Source organism: Streptomyces sp. KM273126 (assembly GCF_004337435.2).
GTDB lineage: Bacteria > Actinomycetota > Actinomycetes > Streptomycetales > Streptomycetaceae > Streptomyces > Streptomyces acidicola.
Genome location: NZ_SJXB02000002.1, coordinates 2,265,562 through 2,281,454, shown reverse-complemented (window position 1 = coordinate 2,281,454; position 15,893 = coordinate 2,265,562). Strand labels below are relative to the sequence as shown.

The following is a 15,893-nucleotide window of genomic DNA, read 5'->3' as shown; positions in this document are numbered from 1 at the left end:
GCTCAGGCTCCCTTCAGGCCGATGCCGAGGTAGTCGAACTCGAAGCCGTGCTCGGCGTATCCGCGCACCTTCCGGGAGATCCCGACGAGCCGGTCGGCGAACATCGGGGTGATCGCTCCGCCCTTGTCGACGACGAAGGTCTGTGCCTCGCCGTACAGTTCACGCCGCCGTGTGTCGTCGGTCTCGCGCCGGGCGCGGTCGAGCAGGGCGTCGAAGTCCTTGTCGGACCAGGCGGTCTCGTTGTACGAGGAGCCGCCGCGGAAGACCTGGGTGAAGAGCTGGTCCACGGGTCTGCCGGTGTACCAGTAGGTGGCCATCAGCGGTTTCTTCATCCAGATCTGCGTGTAGTACGAGTCCGCGGCGGCCGTCCTGACCCGGACGCGGATGCCGGCGCGCCGGGCCGAGTCCTGGTAGGCGAGCGCCATCGGTGTGAACACCGGGTCGTAGGAGGACGTGTAGAGGTCGACGGCGAGCCCTTCGTGTCCGGCCTTCTTCAGCAGATGACGTGCCTTCTCCGGGTCGTGCTCCGGGTGCGCGGAGATGTGGGCGGGGTCGCTCGGCGGCACGGGGTTGTCCCAGCCGGCGGTACCCGCGCCCTGCAGGGCGACCTTCACCACGTGCTCGGGGTCGTAGGCGAGCTTCATCGCCTGCCGGACGCGGACGTCGGTGAACGGCTTCTCGGTGGTGAGCATGGGCAGCACGTACCACTGGGCGTTCTCGACGCGGGCGATGGTGGCACGGTCGGAGGCGGCGATCACACGGGCGGTGGCGAAGTCGAGGTTGGTCTGCGACAGCAGGTCGACCTGCCCGGCGAGCAGGGCGTTCGAGCGGGCCGACATGTCGGCGACCGTGTAGAAGGTGATGGCGTCGAGGACGGGGCGGCCCTGCCAGTGGTCCGGGTACGCGGTCACGCGGCCGGGCCCGGCGGGTGCGAAGGACTCCAGCTTGAAGGGACCCGTGCCGATGCCGGTCCGTCCGATCGAACGGGCGCTGCCGTCGGGTACGACGTAGCAGTTGTAGTGCGTGAGGAGGCTCGGGAACTCGGCGTTGGGGGTCTTCAGCGGGACGACGAGGGTGTGGTCGTCGGGGGTGCGCAGTCGGTCCGGGTCGATGAGCGGGGCGAGGACGGCGGCCTGCGGGGAGGCGGTCTTCTTGTCGAGGATGTGGCGCAGGGTGTAGGCGGCGTCGGCCGCGGTGAACGCCCGCCCGTCGTGGAAGGTGACGCCCTTGCGGAGGCGGAAGGTCCAGGTGCGGGCCTGGTCGTCGGGTTCCCAGGACTCCGCGAGGTCGGGGGCGAGGGCGCCGTCCCGGCCGATGCGAACGAGCCGGTTGTACAGGGCCCCCAGGTACTCGTACGCGGACAGCGCGCTGGCCGGATCGAGCGTCTCGGCGTCGGATGCGGGCGGCCGGGCGATACGGAGGGTGCCGCCCCGGTCGGGGGTGCCCTGCCGTGCGGCGACGGGCAGTACGGGTGCGGACGCGGCGCCCGTACAGCCGGTGAGCAGCCAGGACGCGCCGAGCGACGCCGCGCCGGCGGCGCCCGCGGCGAGGACCGACCGCCGTCCCGGGTGGTGGATGTCGGGCATGGTCCGACCGCCCCTTCCCGCTATTCGTTCAACGGAACGATTGAGTGAGGTTGATGAACGATAACGAGGGGACGGTTTCACGCCAACCCCTGGTGCCGGGAAATTAACGGCGGGAAACGCAGCCGTTACGGGGCACACGATGCGGCTGCGCCGCCGGCTCCCGTCACAGCGGCCCCTGCCGACCTCACTCGCCGGCGGATGTGACGTGCGCCACGGTGCACGAAACGCGACGGTCGCCCTGCCGCACGGTGTCCGTGCAACAGGGCGACCGACCGACCGCGCGGTGCCGCTACTCGCCCGCGTACGCCTTCTCCAGGGCGGGAAGGTCGAGCTTGCCCATCGAGAGCATGGCCTTGGCCGCACGGCCCGCCTTCTCCGCGTCGGAGTCCGTCATCATGTCGAGGAGCCTGCCGGGGACGACCTGCCAGGACACGCCGTACCTGTCCTTGAGCCAGCCGCAGGGGCCGGCCTCGCCGCCGCCTTCCGTGAGCTTGCTCCAGTAGTGGTCGATCTCGGCCTGGTCCTCGCAGAGGATCTGAAAGGAGATCGCCTCGTTGAACGTGAACTGCGGACCGCCGTTCACCCCGACGAACCGCTGGCCGTTCGCCACGAACTCCACGGTCACCACGGACCCGGCCGGGCCGGGTCCGGCCTCGGTGTAGCGGGCGATCCGGCCGATGCTGGAGTTCTTGAAGACCGAGACGTAGTAGTGCGCGGCCTCCTCGGCCTGGCCGTCGAACCACAGACAGGTGGTGAATCCGTTCGCGGGCATGGATGCCTCCTCGGGCGCGAGAGTGTCGTCACCTGTATCGACCGATCCTCACCCGCGAACTCATCGGTGGCGCGGGCAGGAATTTCCAGAGGGTCGCCTAGCATCGCCCGACATGGCCCCTTCGAGCACAGACGGCACTGAGAGCACTGACACCGGCGGCGGTACGGACGACGGGGACGGCGCCGGCGTCATCCGTCCGTTCCGCATCGACATCCCCCGGACCGACCTCGACGATCTGCACGCCCGGCTCGACCGCGCGCGCTGGCCGGACGAGTTGCCCGGCGTGGGCTGGTCGTACGGCGTTCCCCGGGACTATCTGCGGGAGCTCGTGCGCTACTGGCGGCACGACTACGACTGGCGGGCCGCCGAGGCGCGGCTGAACGCGTGGCCGCAGTTCACCACGGAGATCGACGGCGCGACCGTGCACTTCGCCCACGTCCGGTCACCGGAGCCGGACGCCACCCCGCTGGTGATCACCCACGGCTGGCCGGGCTCGATCGTCGAGTTCACGGACGTGGCCGGGCCGTTGACCGACCCTCGGGCGCACGGCGGTGATCCCGCCGACGCCTTCCACCTGGTGATCCCCAGCATCCCGGGGTTCGGCCTGTCCGGGCCGACGCGGGAGTCCGGCTGGGAGTTCCGGCGCGTCGCTGCCGCGTGGGCCGAGCTGATGGAGCGGCTCGGCTACCGCCGGTACGGAGCACAGGGCGGGGACTGGGGCGCGGCGATCTCCCGGGAGCTGGGCCGGATCCGGCCGGACCACGTGATCGGCGTCCACCTCAACCTGCTCCCGGACTCCGCCGCCACGGCCCCGCCGGGTGAGGAGGAGCCGGCCTCGCTGAGCCCTCAGGAGCGCGAGCGCACGCTGGCCTCGTGGGAGCGCACGCAGGAGTGGGTGCGCGAGAGGCAGGGGTACGGCGTCCTGCAGTCCACCCGGCCACAGACCCTGGCGTACGCGCTCACCGACTCACCGGTCGGCCAGCTCGCCTGGATCACCGAGAAGTTCAAGGAGTGGACGGACTCGCGGGACCGCCCCGAGGACGCCGTGAACCGCGACCTGCTGCTCACCAACGTGATGCTGTACTGGCTGACCGGCACCGCGGGCTCCTCGGCACGTATCTACTACGAGCGGGCCCACACCGACGGCTGGGGCTCCCCACCGGACCCCTCCACCACGCCGACAGCGCTGGCCGTCTTCCCGCGGGAGAACTTCGTACCGCTGCGGCACATCGCCGACCGTACGAACACCATCGTGCGGTGGACGGAGTTCGACCGGGGCGGGCACTTCGCGGCGCTGGAGGTGCCGGACCTGCTGGTGGGCGATGTGCGGGCGTTCTTCCGGCAACTGCGGGAGACGGCGCAGGGCATCACCCACTGACGCAGTCCTCTGCTCGTAGCGAATCTGCCGCGGGCAGAGAAATCCCATGTCAGAGGCCTTCCATGGCGAGAGTGGAGAGGGCGGGATCTCCGCCACGCAACTCTTCACTACAGGGAGGACCGATGACGTCACTGATCACCGGCTGGGAGCCGGCCCTCGCCCCACGGGCCGAGGAGGGGGACACGCCTCCGTCGCGGTTCGACGACCACCTGGCCGCGCAACTGCTCGCGCAGCGGATCGTGTTCCTCGGCACGCAGGTCGACGAGGTCTCCGCCAACCGGGTCTGCTCCCAGCTGCTGATTCTGTCCGCCGAGGATCCGCGCACCGACATCAGCCTCTACATCAACAGCCCTGGCGGTTCCGTGACCGCGGGCCTCGCGATCTACGACACGATGCGGCTCATCCCGAACGACGTGGCCACGCTCGCGATGGGCTTCGCCGCGAGCATGGGCCAGTTCCTGCTCAGCGTGGGCACCCGCGGCAAGCGGTTCGCGCTGCCGAGCACGCGGATCATGATGCACCAGCCGTCAGGGGGTATCGGCGGCACCACCGCCGACATCGAGATCCAGGCGGAGAACCTGGAGTTCGCCAAGCGGACCATCGAGCGGATCACCGCGGAGCACACCGGCCAGACCCCGGAGACGATCTCCCGGGACGGCGACCGCGACCGGTGGTTCACGGCCGAGCAGGCGAAGGAGTACGGGATGGTCGACCAGGTGGTGGAGTCGCTCGCCGACATCCGGCCGGCCTCGTCGCGACGCAGGATGGGGCTGTAGACATGGGGACGTACACGATTCCGAACGTCGTCGAGAGGACCCCGCACGGCGAGCGGTCGTACGACGTCTTCAGCCGGCTGCTGAACGAGCGGATCATCTTCCTCGGCACCGAGATCGACGACGGGGTCGCCAACGTCGTCATCGCCCAGCTCCTCCATCTGGAGTCGTCGGCGCCCGAGAGTGAGATCGCGATCTACCTCAACTCGCCGGGCGGTTCGTTCACTTCGCTCATGGCGATCTACGACACGATGTCGTACGTGCGCGCGCCGATCTCGACGTTCTGTGTGGGGCAGGCGGCCTCCACGGCCGCGGTGCTGCTGGCAGGCGGAGACCCGGGGCGACGCTTCGTCCTCGAACACGCGCGGGTGCTGCTAGGCCAGCCCGCGAGCGGCGGCCGCCAGGGAACGGCGTCGGACCTCACCCTCCAGGCGAAGGAGATGGTCCGGATCCGGTCCCAGGTCGAGGAGGTACTCGCCCGGCACACCCACCACGACGTCACGACGCTCCGCGCGGACATGGACCGTGACAAGGTCTTCACCGCGCAGGAGGCCGTGGCGTACGGGCTCGCCGACGAGGTACTGAGCCGGCGGCTCATGGAGGTCTGAGCCGCCGGCTCCTGGCCACCGGGGCGTCAGGCCGCGAGGCAGAGCCCGTTGTACGGCGACGCGGTCGGGGTGGCCGTGGTCGTGGTGGCTGTCGTCGCCCGCTTCGTCCGGGTGCGCCGCGCCAGTTCGCCGTGGGCCAGGGACAGCAGGTCGCCGAGTCCCAGCCCGAGAGCGTGGGCGGCGGCCGCGAGGACCTCCGACGAGGCCTCCTTGCGGCCCCGCTCCAGCTCGGAGAGGTACGGCATCGAGATCCGCGCCGCCTCCGCGACGTCCTTCAGCGTCCGCTCCTGGGCGAGCCGTTCCCTGCGCAGCACGTCACCGACGAGGTCGCGCCAGAGCGGTTCCCTGGCGGGGGCCGGTGCCTGGGGTTCCCGGGCGGGACGCGCCTGCGGGGCGAGAGCCGGACGCTGCTGCCGCTGTGTGACGGCAGGAGCGTCCGTGCGGGCCGGAGTGGCCGCCGGGCGCAGGGGAATGACGCGGGCTTCGTCGGGCGCTTGATTCCTCACTCGTTCAGACTAGGAGTCCAGCGCTCCACGGGAAGGGATCGGCGTTCCGCCCTCAGTGGAATCGCGATCCGGCCGGGGAAGGGTTACAGCCATGCTGCGTGACACCTTCAACGAGGCGGCCGAGCTGTACGACCGGGCCCGGCCCCGCTATCCCCGTGCCCTGGTGGCGGAGTTGGCCGGGCAGGCGGGGCTGGGGCCCGGTACCCGCGTCCTGGAGATCGGCCCCGGAACCGGCCAGCTCACCGTCCCGCTGGTGGAGTCGGGCTGCGACCTCACGGCTGTCGAGCTGGGCCCGGCGCTGGCGAAGGTCGCCCGGGACAATCTGCGCCCCTTCCCGCGTGCCCACGTGGAGGTGGCCGACTTCGAGCTGTGGCCTCTCCCCGCCGAGCCGTTCGACCTGGTGGTGAGCGCCACCGCGTTCCACTGGCTCGACCCGGCCCTGCGAGCCGCCAAGGTGGGCCACGCCCTCCGCCCCGGCGGCATCTTCGCGCTGGTCACCACGGAACACGTCAAGGGCGGCACCGTGGACTTCTTCGCCCGGGCCCAGGAGTGCTACGAGCGTTGGGACCCGGCCACGCCGCCGGGCCTGCGCCTGCAGGACGAGTCGGAAATCGCCACGGACACCGGCGAGCTGGCTGAGTGGGACGACCTCCGCTCGTACCGGTGGACACAGGAGATCACGTACTCGACGCAGGAGTACATCGACGTGCTCCTGACCTACTCCGGCCACCGGGCGCTCGAAGCATCAGCCCGGGAAGGGCTGTTGGGCTGCATCCGTGGACTGATCGACACACGCCACGACGGCCGGGTCACCAAGTGCTATCTGCATGAGCTGATCACGGCGAGGCGGCCACCGGAGGTCGGCGCCGACTGAGTACGGGCGTTCCTCGCGGACGCCGCCGGGAACTGTTTCTCGCCGACGCGAAAGGTGACCTTGTCGAGCAGCGTCCGCGCGGCCGGACTGCGGCCGGATCGCGCTCGGACCACGGACTTGGCGGACGTTCAGGCGGCGGGGGTAGCGATCACGCGGGCGGTGCGCTGCATACGGAGCGCGTCGATGGACTCCGCGAGCAGCTCGTACTCGGTGGTGTCGTCGCTGGTGGCGATGCGGACCAGGTTCCCGGCGGACAACTCCTCGGCCACCAGCTCCTGTTCGGCCGCGTTGCCGCTCCAGGCGCGCAGGACGCCGGGCACGTCGGGGACGCTGTCGGCGACCGGTACGATCGAGTTCGGAGGGTAGGCCGGGTTGCCGGGGTGCGGATCGAGCCGTTCGGCGATCCATAACGCGCGATCGCGCATCCACCACAGGGCCAGGGCCAGAGTGGGCGCACGGTAGGTCCCCAGCGGAACGCCCACGCGTTGTCCGCCGCATACGCCATATGCGGTGACATGGCACAGGAATTCGTCGTGCACGTTCGCTCCCCCATCGCACCGCTGGCCACCGGGTTCGGCACCGCCGCCTTGCACCTAGCTCGTCGTACACGCAGGGCGACGCACCGATCGCACGCAGTGGTGCTGATTGTTCATGGCGCAATGAACCCTAGGAATCGAGTATCGCCACTCTTGACGCTCTGTCACCATCTCATTCCAGCCAGTCTCTTGGCATATACGTGACAGGAGGTGGCCGAATCAGGACGGAATATCGGTCGGCAGGCCCCTCACAGGCATTACCCGAGGCGTAATCGATGCCTCTCCGCACGGCCGGGCATGATTGCGGTGCCGGATCACGCGAGCCGCGCGCTCGACCCCGGATCCGGCTTCTGACCAGTACTGACGAATTCTCTCGGGCGTTGAGCGGCCCTGTCCGCGATCACCGAGCGTCACGACGCGGCAAGGCGGACGGGGCGGCGCCGGTCGCCGGGTTCGAGGTGATCACGCTCGACGTGGATCCGCAGCGTGTACGGGCTCCTGCCCGCTGCGTACGGGTTCCTGCCCGGTCAGGGCAGCAGTACCAGCCGCCCCCGCACCCCGCCCTCCGCCAGCCGGGCATGGGCCTTGGCCGCCTCTTCCAAGGGGTACGTCGCGGCGACCCGGGTCGTGAGGACCCCGGCGTCGACCAGTTCCACCAGCTCCTTGAGCTGCGCGCCGTCCGCGGCGACCGCCACCGCGGACGTCCGGATCCCCCGCACCGAAGCCTGCTGTGCCTGCGGCATCACACCTGCGTACGCGCCCCCGTCCCGCACCCATTCCAGCGCCGGCTCCCCCAGGACGGCCGCGTCCAGGACGGCGTCGTGCACGCCGGGCGCGCGCCCGCGCGCCACGAAACGGGCCGCACCCAGCTCACGCACGAGATCCTCGTCCGACTCACCTGCGAGAGCGGTCACCTCGACACCCCGGTGTGCCGCCAGCTGCACCGCATAACCGCCGACGGCACCCGCCGCGCCGGTGACCAGCAGCGTCCGGCCCGCGCGGAGGTCGAGCAGATCGAGGGCCTGGGCGGCGGTCAAGGCGTTCAGCGGCAGCGTCGCCGCGTGCACCGCGTCCACCGACCCGGGCGCCGCCGCCACCGCAGAGGAGTCCACGACCACGTACTCCGCATGTGTGCCCAGCGGCTTCACCAGGTTCGCTTCGAGGGCGACCACCGCGTCGCCCACCACCCAGTCCGTGTCCGCGCCGCTCGCGTCCACCGTCCCCGCCACGTCCCAGCCGAGTCCGAGGGGTGTGTCCAGCTCACCGAGCGCACCGGAACGGACCATCGCGTCCGCCGGGTTGAGCGCCGCCGCCGCGACCTTGATCCGCACCTGGCCGGCGGCCGGTTGCGGAATCTCCGTGTCCACGATCCGCACGGCTGCGGGTCCACCGAAGTCCGTCACAACTGCAGCACGCATCGCATGTCCCCTTTGAACACCGTCTGCATTGTCAGGATTCTTACGGTTCCCACCCCGATGCACCAATCCTATGTGCTAGCCACTACCTCTGAGCAGGCAGGCACTTAAGGGTGCGCATCTCTCCCGGATCAGCGACAATCGCGCCCCCACCACCCCTTTCGTGACGGGCCCGGCGGGGCTCAGCCCTGGATGATCTCGTCGATCCGGGTCAGCTCCTCCGGCGCGAAGTCCAGGTTGCGGATGGCCGCCACGCTGTCCTCCAGTTGCTCGGGGCTGCTCGCGCCGATGAGGGCGGAGGTGACACGGCCGCCGCGCAGGACCCAGGCCAGGGCGAGCTGGGCAAGGGACTGGCCGCGGGACTTGGCGATGTCGTCCAGAGCCCGCAGCTGCTGGACGAGTTCCTCGGTGACCGTGTCCGCGTTGAGGAACGGGCTGTCGCTCGCGGCCCGGGAGCCCTCCGGAATGCCGTTGAGGTAACGGCCCGTCAGGAGGCCCTGTTCGAGGGGCGAGTACGCGATGGAGCCGGCCTGGAGCTCGTCGAGCACGTCGAGGAGACCGTCCTCGGGGCGGCGGTCGAGCATCGAGTAGCGCGGCTGGTGGATCAGCAGCGGGGTGCCCAGCTCGCCCAGGATGCGGGCGGCCTCGCGGGTCTGCTCGGGCGAATAGTTGGAGACGCCGACGTACAGCGCCTTGCCCTGCTGGACCGCCGAGTGCAGGGCGCCCATGGTCTCCTCGAGCGGAGTGTCCGGGTCGGGGCGGTGCGAGTAGAAGATGTCGACGTAGTCGAGGCCCATGCGGCTCAGGCTCTGGTCGAGCGAGGACAGCAGGTACTTGCGCGAGCCCCATTCGCCGTACGGGCCGGGCCACATCAGGTAGCCGGCCTTGGTGGAGATGACGAGTTCGTCGCGGTACGGCGCGAGGTCGGCCTTCAGTGCCTCACCGAAGGCGCTCTCCGCGGCGCCGGGCGGCGGGCCGTAGTTGTTCGCCAGGTCGAAATGGGTGACGCCCAGATCGAACGCCCGGCGCAGGATGGCGCGCTGGGTGTGCACCGGCCGGTCGGGGCCGAAGTTGTGCCACAGGCCGAGCGACAGCGCGGGGAGCTTCAGGCCGCTGCGTCCGGTGCGCCGGTAGGGCATGTCCGAGTAACGGTCGGGGTGTGCGGTGTACAACGCGGACTCCTGGAAAGCCGGAAAAGCCTGGAATGTGGAAACTTGGGAACTTGGGAACTTGGAACCTCGGGAACCTGAAAACAGGTCTCCACTCTCACCTGCGCACCGGGGGCCGGTCCAACAGGAGAATCGGATCGGATTCAGCGTCTAGGCTTCTCAATCATGGAACTGCGCCATCTCCAGCATTTCGTCGCGGTCGCCGAGGAGCAGCACTTCACCCGGGCGGCAGAGCGGCTGATGGTGTCGCAGTCCGGTCTGTCCGCCTCGATCCGCGCGCTGGAACGGGAGCTCTCGGCGCCGCTCTTCGTGCGCACCACGCGCCGGGTCACGCTCACGGAGGCCGGGAAGGCACTGCTCACCGAGGCCGAGCGCATCCTCGCGCAGGTCCGTGCGGCCCACGATGCCGTGGCGGCGGTGCGTGGCGTGGTGCGCGGCACGCTGTCGCTGGGCACCGAGCAGTGCATCGCGGGGGTGTGTGTGGCCAAGCTGCTGGCCGCGTTCCGCCGGCGCCACCCGGACGTGGAGATCCGGCTGCGGCAGGCCGGCTCGGGCGCGCTGGCGGAGGAGGTCGCCGCCGGGCGCCTCGCTCTGGCGTTCGCGGTCACGAACCGCGCCGACACCCCGCAACTCCGTTGCCTCCCGCTGGCCAGTGAGCCGATGACCGTGCTGTGCCACCCCGCGCACCGGCTGGCGGGCGAGGGCGCGCTCACGCCGGAGGACCTCGGCGGCGAGGCCTTCGTCGACTTCCACCCCGACTGGGGTCCGCGTCGCACCACCGACGCCGCCTTCGCCGCCGCGGGAGTGCACCGGATGGTCACCCTTGAGGTCAACGATGTGCACAGCCTCCTCGACCTCGTCCAGGAGGGCCTCGGTATCGCCGTCGTCCCCCGGCACTTCAGCCACAAACGCGAGGCGTCGGCCCTCGCCGCGCTCCCGTTGAAGGGCGCCGGGGAGACGTCGTACGACACCGTCGCGATGCTGCCGCCCCCGGAGGCCACCAGCCCGGCGGCCCGGGCACTGGTGCGGCTGCTGGACGACCCGGCGGTGGGGTCCGGCCAGGCCGACAGGCCCTAGCGCGGGGGCGGTGCCACGTACAGGTCGATGTGGTCGTACCGGTGGACTGGCCAGGCGCGGGCGTACCCGGGCGGGGCCGACCCGGGCAGGGTGAGCACGGCGAACGGAATGCGCCGGGCGGTACGCAGGAGCTCCGCCCGGGTGATGTTGGCGTTGTTGCCCTCGATGTAGGCGGAGGAGCACCCGGCGGAGAAGCCGATCGGGAGGGCCTGGTGGCCGGTCAGCAGGCAGGGTGGGCGCACTCCGAGGCGGTGCAGTTCACCGGCGGTGTGCGCCCAGTCGCGGCGGCCCGCGTCGGTACGGTTCGCGGTGTGCGTCAGCACCGCGAACTGTGCCGCCAGATGTCCGGCCAGGCCCAGCGCCACCATCGTCACGGCGACCGGCCGCCACCTCCCGCTCGACACGTTCACCAGGTGCACGAGCCCGTCGGCGACCGGGATCGCGAGCAGCGCGTAGGCCGGGAGCAGGAAGCGTGGGGCCGCATAGCCGATCATGAACAGGTACGGGACGGCCGCCGTGGTGGTGCAGGCCACCAGGACCAGCGTGGGTGCCGCGCGCCGCGCCCGGATCGCGACCAGCGTCCCGAGGGCGGCGAACAACGGGAGGGCGTACCACCAGGCGGCCACCGCGATGTGGGCCGGCGGTCCGGTGCACGGGCGGCAGAGGGTGCGGCCGTCCAGGCTGCGCAGCTGGTCGTCGACGGCGACGTTCCAGCCGAGTCCGCCCTGGATCCGGGAGGCGTCGGCCAGCCGCTGCCCCAGTCCGCCGAAGCTGACGTAGGCCTCGACCACCCAGGGCGCCGCGCCCGCGACGAGTCCCGCCAGGAGGGCTGCCGTCAACCTGGGGCGCCGTAGCCACACAGAGAGGGCCAGCAGCGGCAGAGCCACCCACACCGCGTCGGTGGGCCGCATCAACGCGATCAGTGCCGCGCTCGCAGCCATGCCCCACGGCGCCCACCGGTCGGTGCGGTCGTGCCGGGCGCGCACGAAACAACCGGCGCAGGCCAGGGCGCCCACCGCCACCCAGTAGTTGGGCATGGCCTGCGGGCCGTAGTAGATCGTCACCCACAGTGTGGCGAAGAGCGCGCCCCCGAAGGCGACCACCCGAACCGGGAACACCCCTCGCCAGGCGCGCAGGGCCAGGAACAGGCCCAGTCCCGACAGCAGGGCCAGGAAGGTGCGCAGGAGCACGGTGGACGACGACCACGTGGTGATCGGTGCGACCAGCAGCGAGACGCCCCGCGAGCGTGGCGCGCTGAAGAACGCCGCCGGAGCGTGGGAGCTGACCTGGCTGACGTACACCGTCTCGTCCCAGCCGAGTCCCATCCCCAGCGGTACGAAGGTGAGCTGGGCCAGGGTGAAGACGGCCCCCACCGCCAGGAGCCAGACATCGCCACGCGCACGCCATGACCTGCGGGCGACCGCGGGCGGGCCGGGTTGTGCCATGCCTACCAGCGTGGCGTTCGGGCTGTCGGCCACCGTCCACCTCCGTCCATCTCCACCCAGCAAGCGGACATATGGTGACAAAGTATCCAGCTCTGGTGATGGGTGCGATGGTGAGGTGGCCCATCCGGCGGACCGGCCCAGGTGCCGCGACGCGCCGGCCCGCGGGCGGCACCCTGAGGTGTCTCAGCCCGTAAGGAGCTGGACGGCCTTGAGTGCCTGACCCGCGCCGTCCTCGGTCGCCATGCGCTGGGCGACGGTCGCGGCGGCGCGTGCGTAGGTCTGCTGCCTCGTGACGTGGCCGAGGGCGTCGGCGAGCCGTTCTGCGGTGAGGGAGGTGAAGGGGATCGGGGCGGGGGCTGCGCCCAGAGCGGCGAGGCGTGCCGCCCAGAACGGCTGGTCGGCCGTCACCGGTACCGCGACCGCGGGGACTGCGGCGCGCAGGGCCGCGGCCGTGGTGCCCGCCCCGGCGTGGTGGACGACGGCGGCGAGTCTCGGGAACAGCAGCTCGTGCGGTACGTCGCCGATGGTGAGGACATCGTCGCCGTCGGCCGCGAGCCCCGCACTGCCGGACTGGAGGATCCCGCGCAACCCCGCACGCCGCAGCGCCCGTACGGCGATGCCGCTCAGCCGTTCCCCCTCGCCGCCCGCCATGCTGCCGAAGCCGATGAGCACCGGCCGGGGCCCGGCCCGGAGGAAGTCCTCCAACTCCACGGGAAGCCGTGCGGCCGGGTCCAGGCTCGGCCACCAGGTGCCCACGACGTCAAGACCGGAACGCCAGTCGGAGGGACGCGGCACGAGTGCGGTGCTGAAGCCGTGCAGGACGGGCCAGCCGGCCCGCTCCTGCCGGCGGCGCATCGCTGAGGCGGTGAGGACGGGCAGGTCCAGGCGGCGGCGCAGGTCGGCGACGGCTCGTCCGTAGACCCGGTCGGCCATGCGGAGCGCGAAGCGTCCGGCCGTACGGTTGCCGAGGCGGCCCAGTGAGCGGGTGCCCATGACGACGGGCGGGAAGTCGCCCGTCGGTGCGGTGGGTTGCAGATACGCACCGAGGCCGGGGATCCCGGTGGCCTCGCTGACGTGCCAGCCGAGCGGGGCCGTGGTGGTGGACAGCAGGAGCAGGTCCGTACCCTCGGCCACCGCGTCGGCGAAGCCCTGGCCCAGCTCGGTGACGAAGGCGGCCGCGGTGCGCATGAGGTCACGTCGGTCGGTCGTATCGCCGTGGGCCCGTGGGTGAGCCGGCAGGTTCCGGAACTCCAGACCGGCGTTCCGTACGAGCGGTGCGAAGGCGTCCGTCGTGGCAACAGCGACATCGTGCCCGGCCTGCTTCAGTTCGGCACCGAGGCCGGTGTAGGGGGCGACGTCGCCGCGCGAACCGGCGGCGGCGATCAGGATTCTCATCGGTCCTCCAGCGGGTCCGAGTGGGTGCGGCGGGCGGCGTTCGCGTGGACCGCCTTGCACAGATAGGCGGCGAGACCCGGCCGTTGTTGTGACGGCGGTACGACGAGCGCGAACGCTCGCGGATCGGCGGCGAAGTCGTCCGCGATCCGCCGGTGCATGTCGGGCGGGCAGGAGGTGAACCACCGTGTGACGTACTGGCGGTGCTCCTCGGCGAGGTCCATGGCCCGCTCGCCGTCGCCGGGCTCATCGGCGTCGAAGGCCGTCAGCAGGTCTCCACGCCAGGCGGCGGCCTCGGCCATGAGCTGCCGCCAGTCCTCCTTGGTGTGGGCGGCCGCACGGGCCACCGCCTCTCGCTGTCCTGCCGAGTCCGCCCACTTGAGCTGCGCCTCGGTGGCGTAGCTGAGGTCGAAGGTGATCTCGCCGAAGACGTCGAAGCGTTCCCGGGGCGTGAGGGACACGCCGGTCTGCTGGACCTCGATGGCCCGTTCCGCCACCTCGGCCAGCCGCTGGAGCCGGGCGATCTCCTCACTCAACTCCCGCTGGCGGGAACGTAGATGCTCCAGCGCGTTCGCCTGCGGGTCCTTGAGGATGGCGGTGATCTCGTCGAGGGAGAAGCCGAGTTCGCGATAGAAGAGGATCTGCTGGAGGCGTGCCAGGTCGGCGTCGCCGTACAGCCGGTAGCCGGCGTGGCTGCGGCCGCTGGGAGACAGGATTCCCGCCCTGTCGTAGTGGTGCAGCGTCCGCACCGTCACCCCGGCGAAGGCCGCGACCTGCCCCACGGAGTAGCTCATGCACATGCCCTTTCGTCGGCGTACAGCTTTGAGCCTGACGTAGGGGGAGGGTCAACTCCTGGGGCCGTCTCCCGGGACCGCGCCGTCCCGGGACCGCGCCGTCTCCCGGCCGGCTGGACGTGCGTCCGGGGAGCGGGCCCCGGACGCACACCGGACGCGGCTCAGCAGATGCTCTGACTGCTGTTGACCAGCCGGTTGTTGCGGAACGTCGTGTTCTCGCCGCAGGGGCTCTCGCGGATGGCCGAGTTGGTCACGGTCAGGTTCTGGATGGTGATGTCGCGGTTGTTCGGGAACTCCGACCGCGCCGCGAGCCGGATTTCGCCACCGCCCGACACACTGCCGCTCTGCGCGGCGATGTTCACGTTGTAGCAGTTCTCGATCAGGATCGCGTTGTTGCCGGTGTCGGAGAGCGTCACCCGGTCGATGACGGCGCCACCGCTCTCGGAGACACAGAAGACACCGCGTCCGCCGCCGCGCGCGACGACCTCGCCCACGCGGATGTTGGTGGGATAACTGCTGCCCACCCGGCCGTTGCGGTTGGCCATGCGGAAGGCGGCGTAACCGGTGCCGGCGCCCGCGCCGTCCGCGTCGACCTTGGTGACGGTGGCGTTGATGGTCTCGTTGAGCAGGAGGCCGGACTCGCCGACGTTGCGGGCGGTGACGGTGCCGATGGTGATGCCGTCGACGCCGTACGTCTCGACCGCGTGACTGCTCGCACCGGAGACGTACACGTTGTCGATCCGGACGTTCCGGGTCCACTGGCTGGTGTCGCCGCGGTTGTCGATGCGGACGCCGAGACCCCGCGACAGGCGCATGTCGATCCGACCGAGGACGACGTTCTGGACGTTGCGCATGAAGACGCCGTAGAGCGGGGTGCCGGTCAGGTTCAGGTTCTGGACCTCGATGTCCCGGGCGCCGCGTGCGTAGACCGGGGCCTGGTCGCCGGAGCCCGATCCGGTGACGTTGATCGTGCCGCACACGTCGAGCACGGTGTAGCTGGGCAGGGAGACCCGGGAGCCTGCGGCGATGGAGCCCGAGCCGCGGACGACGACCCGTTCCTTCGAAGTCCGGCCCGACGTCAGGCTGTTCACGGCCGCCTGCATCGCGGCGCGCATGTCGCTGCCCGTGTAGACGACGCTGCTGCCGCGCCGGGCGGTCCAGGTGCTGCCGCTCAGCACCGCCTCCGCCTGGTACGAGCCGTCCCCGCACGCGGCAGCCGCCTGCCGCGGGGCCGTGGCAGCGGCCGGTTCCGTGTTCGCGGGGGCTGTTTCCGGTGCCGCGTTCGCGGTGGCGGGGGCCGTCAGCGCGGCGGCGGCGGTGAGCAGGGCGGTGGCGCAGGCGGCGGTGACCGCGGCGCGCTTCGTGCGGGTGCGTCGGTCCGTCGTACTCGGGTCGGTGACGCTCGGGGCGGTGACGCTCGGGTCGGTGAGGTGAGCTGCGGCTCTGCGTCCCATCTCGTCTTCTCCTATGGGGGGTGAGGGGGGTGATCCGCCCGCCGCCTTCTCCGCTCCCCCGGTCCTGTCGAATGCGATTCGACTGAATCGATTCAGGCCGCGACGTACGTGGCC

15 protein-coding genes are annotated in these 15,893 nt (G+C 71.0%); 5 read left to right on the top strand and 10 right to left on the bottom strand.

The features are described from left to right. Positions 1–2: 2 nt before the first annotated feature. Both E0500_RS40710 and E0500_RS40705 read right to left on the bottom strand, forming a co-directional pair. Entirely contained in the window at positions 3–1,586 is a 1,584-nt protein-coding gene (locus E0500_RS40710; protein WP_131561077.1) for an ABC transporter substrate-binding protein, read from the bottom strand. A gap of 289 nt (positions 1,587–1,875) precedes the next feature. Beyond that, positions 1,876–2,358, bottom strand: coding sequence for a VOC family protein (locus tag E0500_RS40705; RefSeq protein ID WP_131561075.1), 483 nt, complete (start codon positions 2,356–2,358; stop codon positions 1,876–1,878). 112 nt (positions 2,359–2,470) lie between these two features. On the opposite strand from E0500_RS40705, the gene E0500_RS40700 reads away from it, so the two are divergent. The 3 genes from E0500_RS40700 to E0500_RS40690 all read left to right on the top strand — a co-directional run bounded on the left by E0500_RS40700 (position 2,471) and on the right by E0500_RS40690 (position 5,117). Next, a complete protein-coding gene (locus E0500_RS40700; RefSeq protein ID WP_131561073.1) occupies positions 2,471–3,736 on the top strand; it encodes an epoxide hydrolase family protein in 1,266 nt (421 codons plus the stop codon). A 122-nt stretch (positions 3,737–3,858) separates the two neighbouring features. After that, positions 3,859–4,512: an ATP-dependent Clp protease proteolytic subunit gene (locus E0500_RS40695; protein WP_131561071.1), complete on the top strand. Its 654-nt coding sequence runs from the start codon at positions 3,859–3,861 to the stop codon at positions 4,510–4,512. 2 nt (positions 4,513–4,514) lie between these two features. Then, the gene (locus E0500_RS40690; protein WP_131561069.1) at positions 4,515–5,117 is read left to right on the top strand and encodes a ClpP family protease; all 603 of its coding nucleotides are present in this window, start codon (positions 4,515–4,517) and stop codon (positions 5,115–5,117) included. Between the two features lie 26 nt (positions 5,118–5,143). On the opposite strand, the gene E0500_RS40685 is transcribed toward E0500_RS40690, so the two are convergent. Then, complete coding sequence (locus E0500_RS40685; protein ID WP_131561067.1) at positions 5,144–5,623, bottom strand: helix-turn-helix domain-containing protein; 480 nt, start codon at positions 5,621–5,623, stop codon at positions 5,144–5,146. 91 nt (positions 5,624–5,714) lie between these two features. Between E0500_RS40685 and E0500_RS40680 the strand changes: the two genes are divergently transcribed. Further along, a complete protein-coding gene (locus tag E0500_RS40680; protein WP_131561065.1) occupies positions 5,715–6,497 on the top strand; it encodes a class I SAM-dependent methyltransferase in 783 nt (260 codons plus the stop codon). A 128-nt stretch (positions 6,498–6,625) separates the two neighbouring features. Here the strand turns inward: E0500_RS40680 and E0500_RS40675 are convergent, their stop codons facing one another. The 3 genes from E0500_RS40675 to mgrA all read right to left on the bottom strand — a co-directional run bounded on the left by E0500_RS40675 (position 6,626) and on the right by mgrA (position 9,620). After that, the gene (locus E0500_RS40675; protein WP_131561063.1) at positions 6,626–7,036 is read right to left on the bottom strand and encodes a hypothetical protein; all 411 of its coding nucleotides are present in this window, start codon (positions 7,034–7,036) and stop codon (positions 6,626–6,628) included. 524 nt (positions 7,037–7,560) lie between these two features. Next, entirely contained in the window at positions 7,561–8,451 is an 891-nt protein-coding gene (locus E0500_RS40670; RefSeq protein WP_131561061.1) for an NADP-dependent oxidoreductase, read from the bottom strand. Between the two features lie 179 nt (positions 8,452–8,630). Then, positions 8,631–9,620, bottom strand: a complete 990-nt coding sequence (gene mgrA, locus E0500_RS40665) for an L-glyceraldehyde 3-phosphate reductase (protein ID WP_131561059.1) — start codon at positions 9,618–9,620, stop codon at positions 8,631–8,633. Between the two features lie 162 nt (positions 9,621–9,782). Between mgrA and E0500_RS40660 the strand changes: the two genes are divergently transcribed. Then, positions 9,783–10,694: a LysR family transcriptional regulator gene (locus tag E0500_RS40660; protein WP_131561058.1), complete on the top strand. Its 912-nt coding sequence runs from the start codon at positions 9,783–9,785 to the stop codon at positions 10,692–10,694. Here the strand turns inward: E0500_RS40660 and E0500_RS40655 are convergent. The 4 genes from E0500_RS40655 to E0500_RS40640 form a co-directional block, all read right to left on the bottom strand. Continuing rightward, positions 10,691–12,172, bottom strand: coding sequence for a hypothetical protein (locus tag E0500_RS40655; protein ID WP_131561056.1), 1,482 nt, complete (start codon positions 12,170–12,172; stop codon positions 10,691–10,693). The genes E0500_RS40660 and E0500_RS40655 overlap by 4 nt on opposite strands. Before the next feature lie 150 nt (positions 12,173–12,322). After that, positions 12,323–13,534 (bottom strand): nucleotide disphospho-sugar-binding domain-containing protein, encoded by a 1,212-nt coding sequence (locus E0500_RS40650; protein WP_131561054.1) that lies wholly within the window; start codon positions 13,532–13,534, stop codon positions 12,323–12,325. Further along, a complete protein-coding gene (locus E0500_RS40645; protein WP_131561052.1) occupies positions 13,531–14,325 on the bottom strand; it encodes a MerR family transcriptional regulator in 795 nt (264 codons plus the stop codon). Before E0500_RS40645 ends, E0500_RS40650 begins: the two co-directional genes overlap by 4 nt. Positions 14,326–14,486: 161 nt before the next feature. Continuing rightward, a complete protein-coding gene (locus E0500_RS40640; RefSeq protein ID WP_131561050.1) occupies positions 14,487–15,779 on the bottom strand; it encodes a hypothetical protein in 1,293 nt (430 codons plus the stop codon). Positions 15,780–15,893: the final 114 nt, after the last annotated feature.

Excerpts from the sequence above, each read along its gene's own strand:
- E0500_RS40695 (WP_131561071.1), top strand. The coding sequence starts at position 3,859 with ATGACGTCACTGATCACCGGCTGGGAGCCGGCCCTCGCCCCACGGGCC.
- E0500_RS40660 (WP_131561058.1), top strand. The coding sequence starts at position 9,783 with ATGGAACTGCGCCATCTCCAGCATTTCGTCGCGGTCGCCGAGGAGCAG.
- E0500_RS40690 (WP_131561069.1), top strand. The coding sequence starts at position 4,515 with ATGGGGACGTACACGATTCCGAACGTCGTCGAGAGGACCCCGCACGGC.
- E0500_RS40710 (WP_131561077.1), bottom strand. The coding sequence starts at position 1,586 with ATGCCCGACATCCACCACCCGGGACGGCGGTCGGTCCTCGCCGCGGGC.
- E0500_RS40700 (WP_131561073.1), top strand. The coding sequence starts at position 2,471 with ATGGCCCCTTCGAGCACAGACGGCACTGAGAGCACTGACACCGGCGGC.
- E0500_RS40645 (WP_131561052.1), bottom strand. The coding sequence starts at position 14,325 with ATGAGCTACTCCGTGGGGCAGGTCGCGGCCTTCGCCGGGGTGACGGTG.
- E0500_RS40680 (WP_131561065.1), top strand. The coding sequence starts at position 5,715 with ATGCTGCGTGACACCTTCAACGAGGCGGCCGAGCTGTACGACCGGGCC.
- E0500_RS40670 (WP_131561061.1), bottom strand. The coding sequence starts at position 8,451 with ATGCGTGCTGCAGTTGTGACGGACTTCGGTGGACCCGCAGCCGTGCGG.
- E0500_RS40705 (WP_131561075.1), bottom strand. The coding sequence starts at position 2,358 with ATGCCCGCGAACGGATTCACCACCTGTCTGTGGTTCGACGGCCAGGCC.
- E0500_RS40650 (WP_131561054.1), bottom strand. The coding sequence starts at position 13,534 with ATGAGAATCCTGATCGCCGCCGCCGGTTCGCGCGGCGACGTCGCCCCC.
- E0500_RS40640 (WP_131561050.1), bottom strand. The coding sequence starts at position 15,779 with ATGGGACGCAGAGCCGCAGCTCACCTCACCGACCCGAGCGTCACCGCC.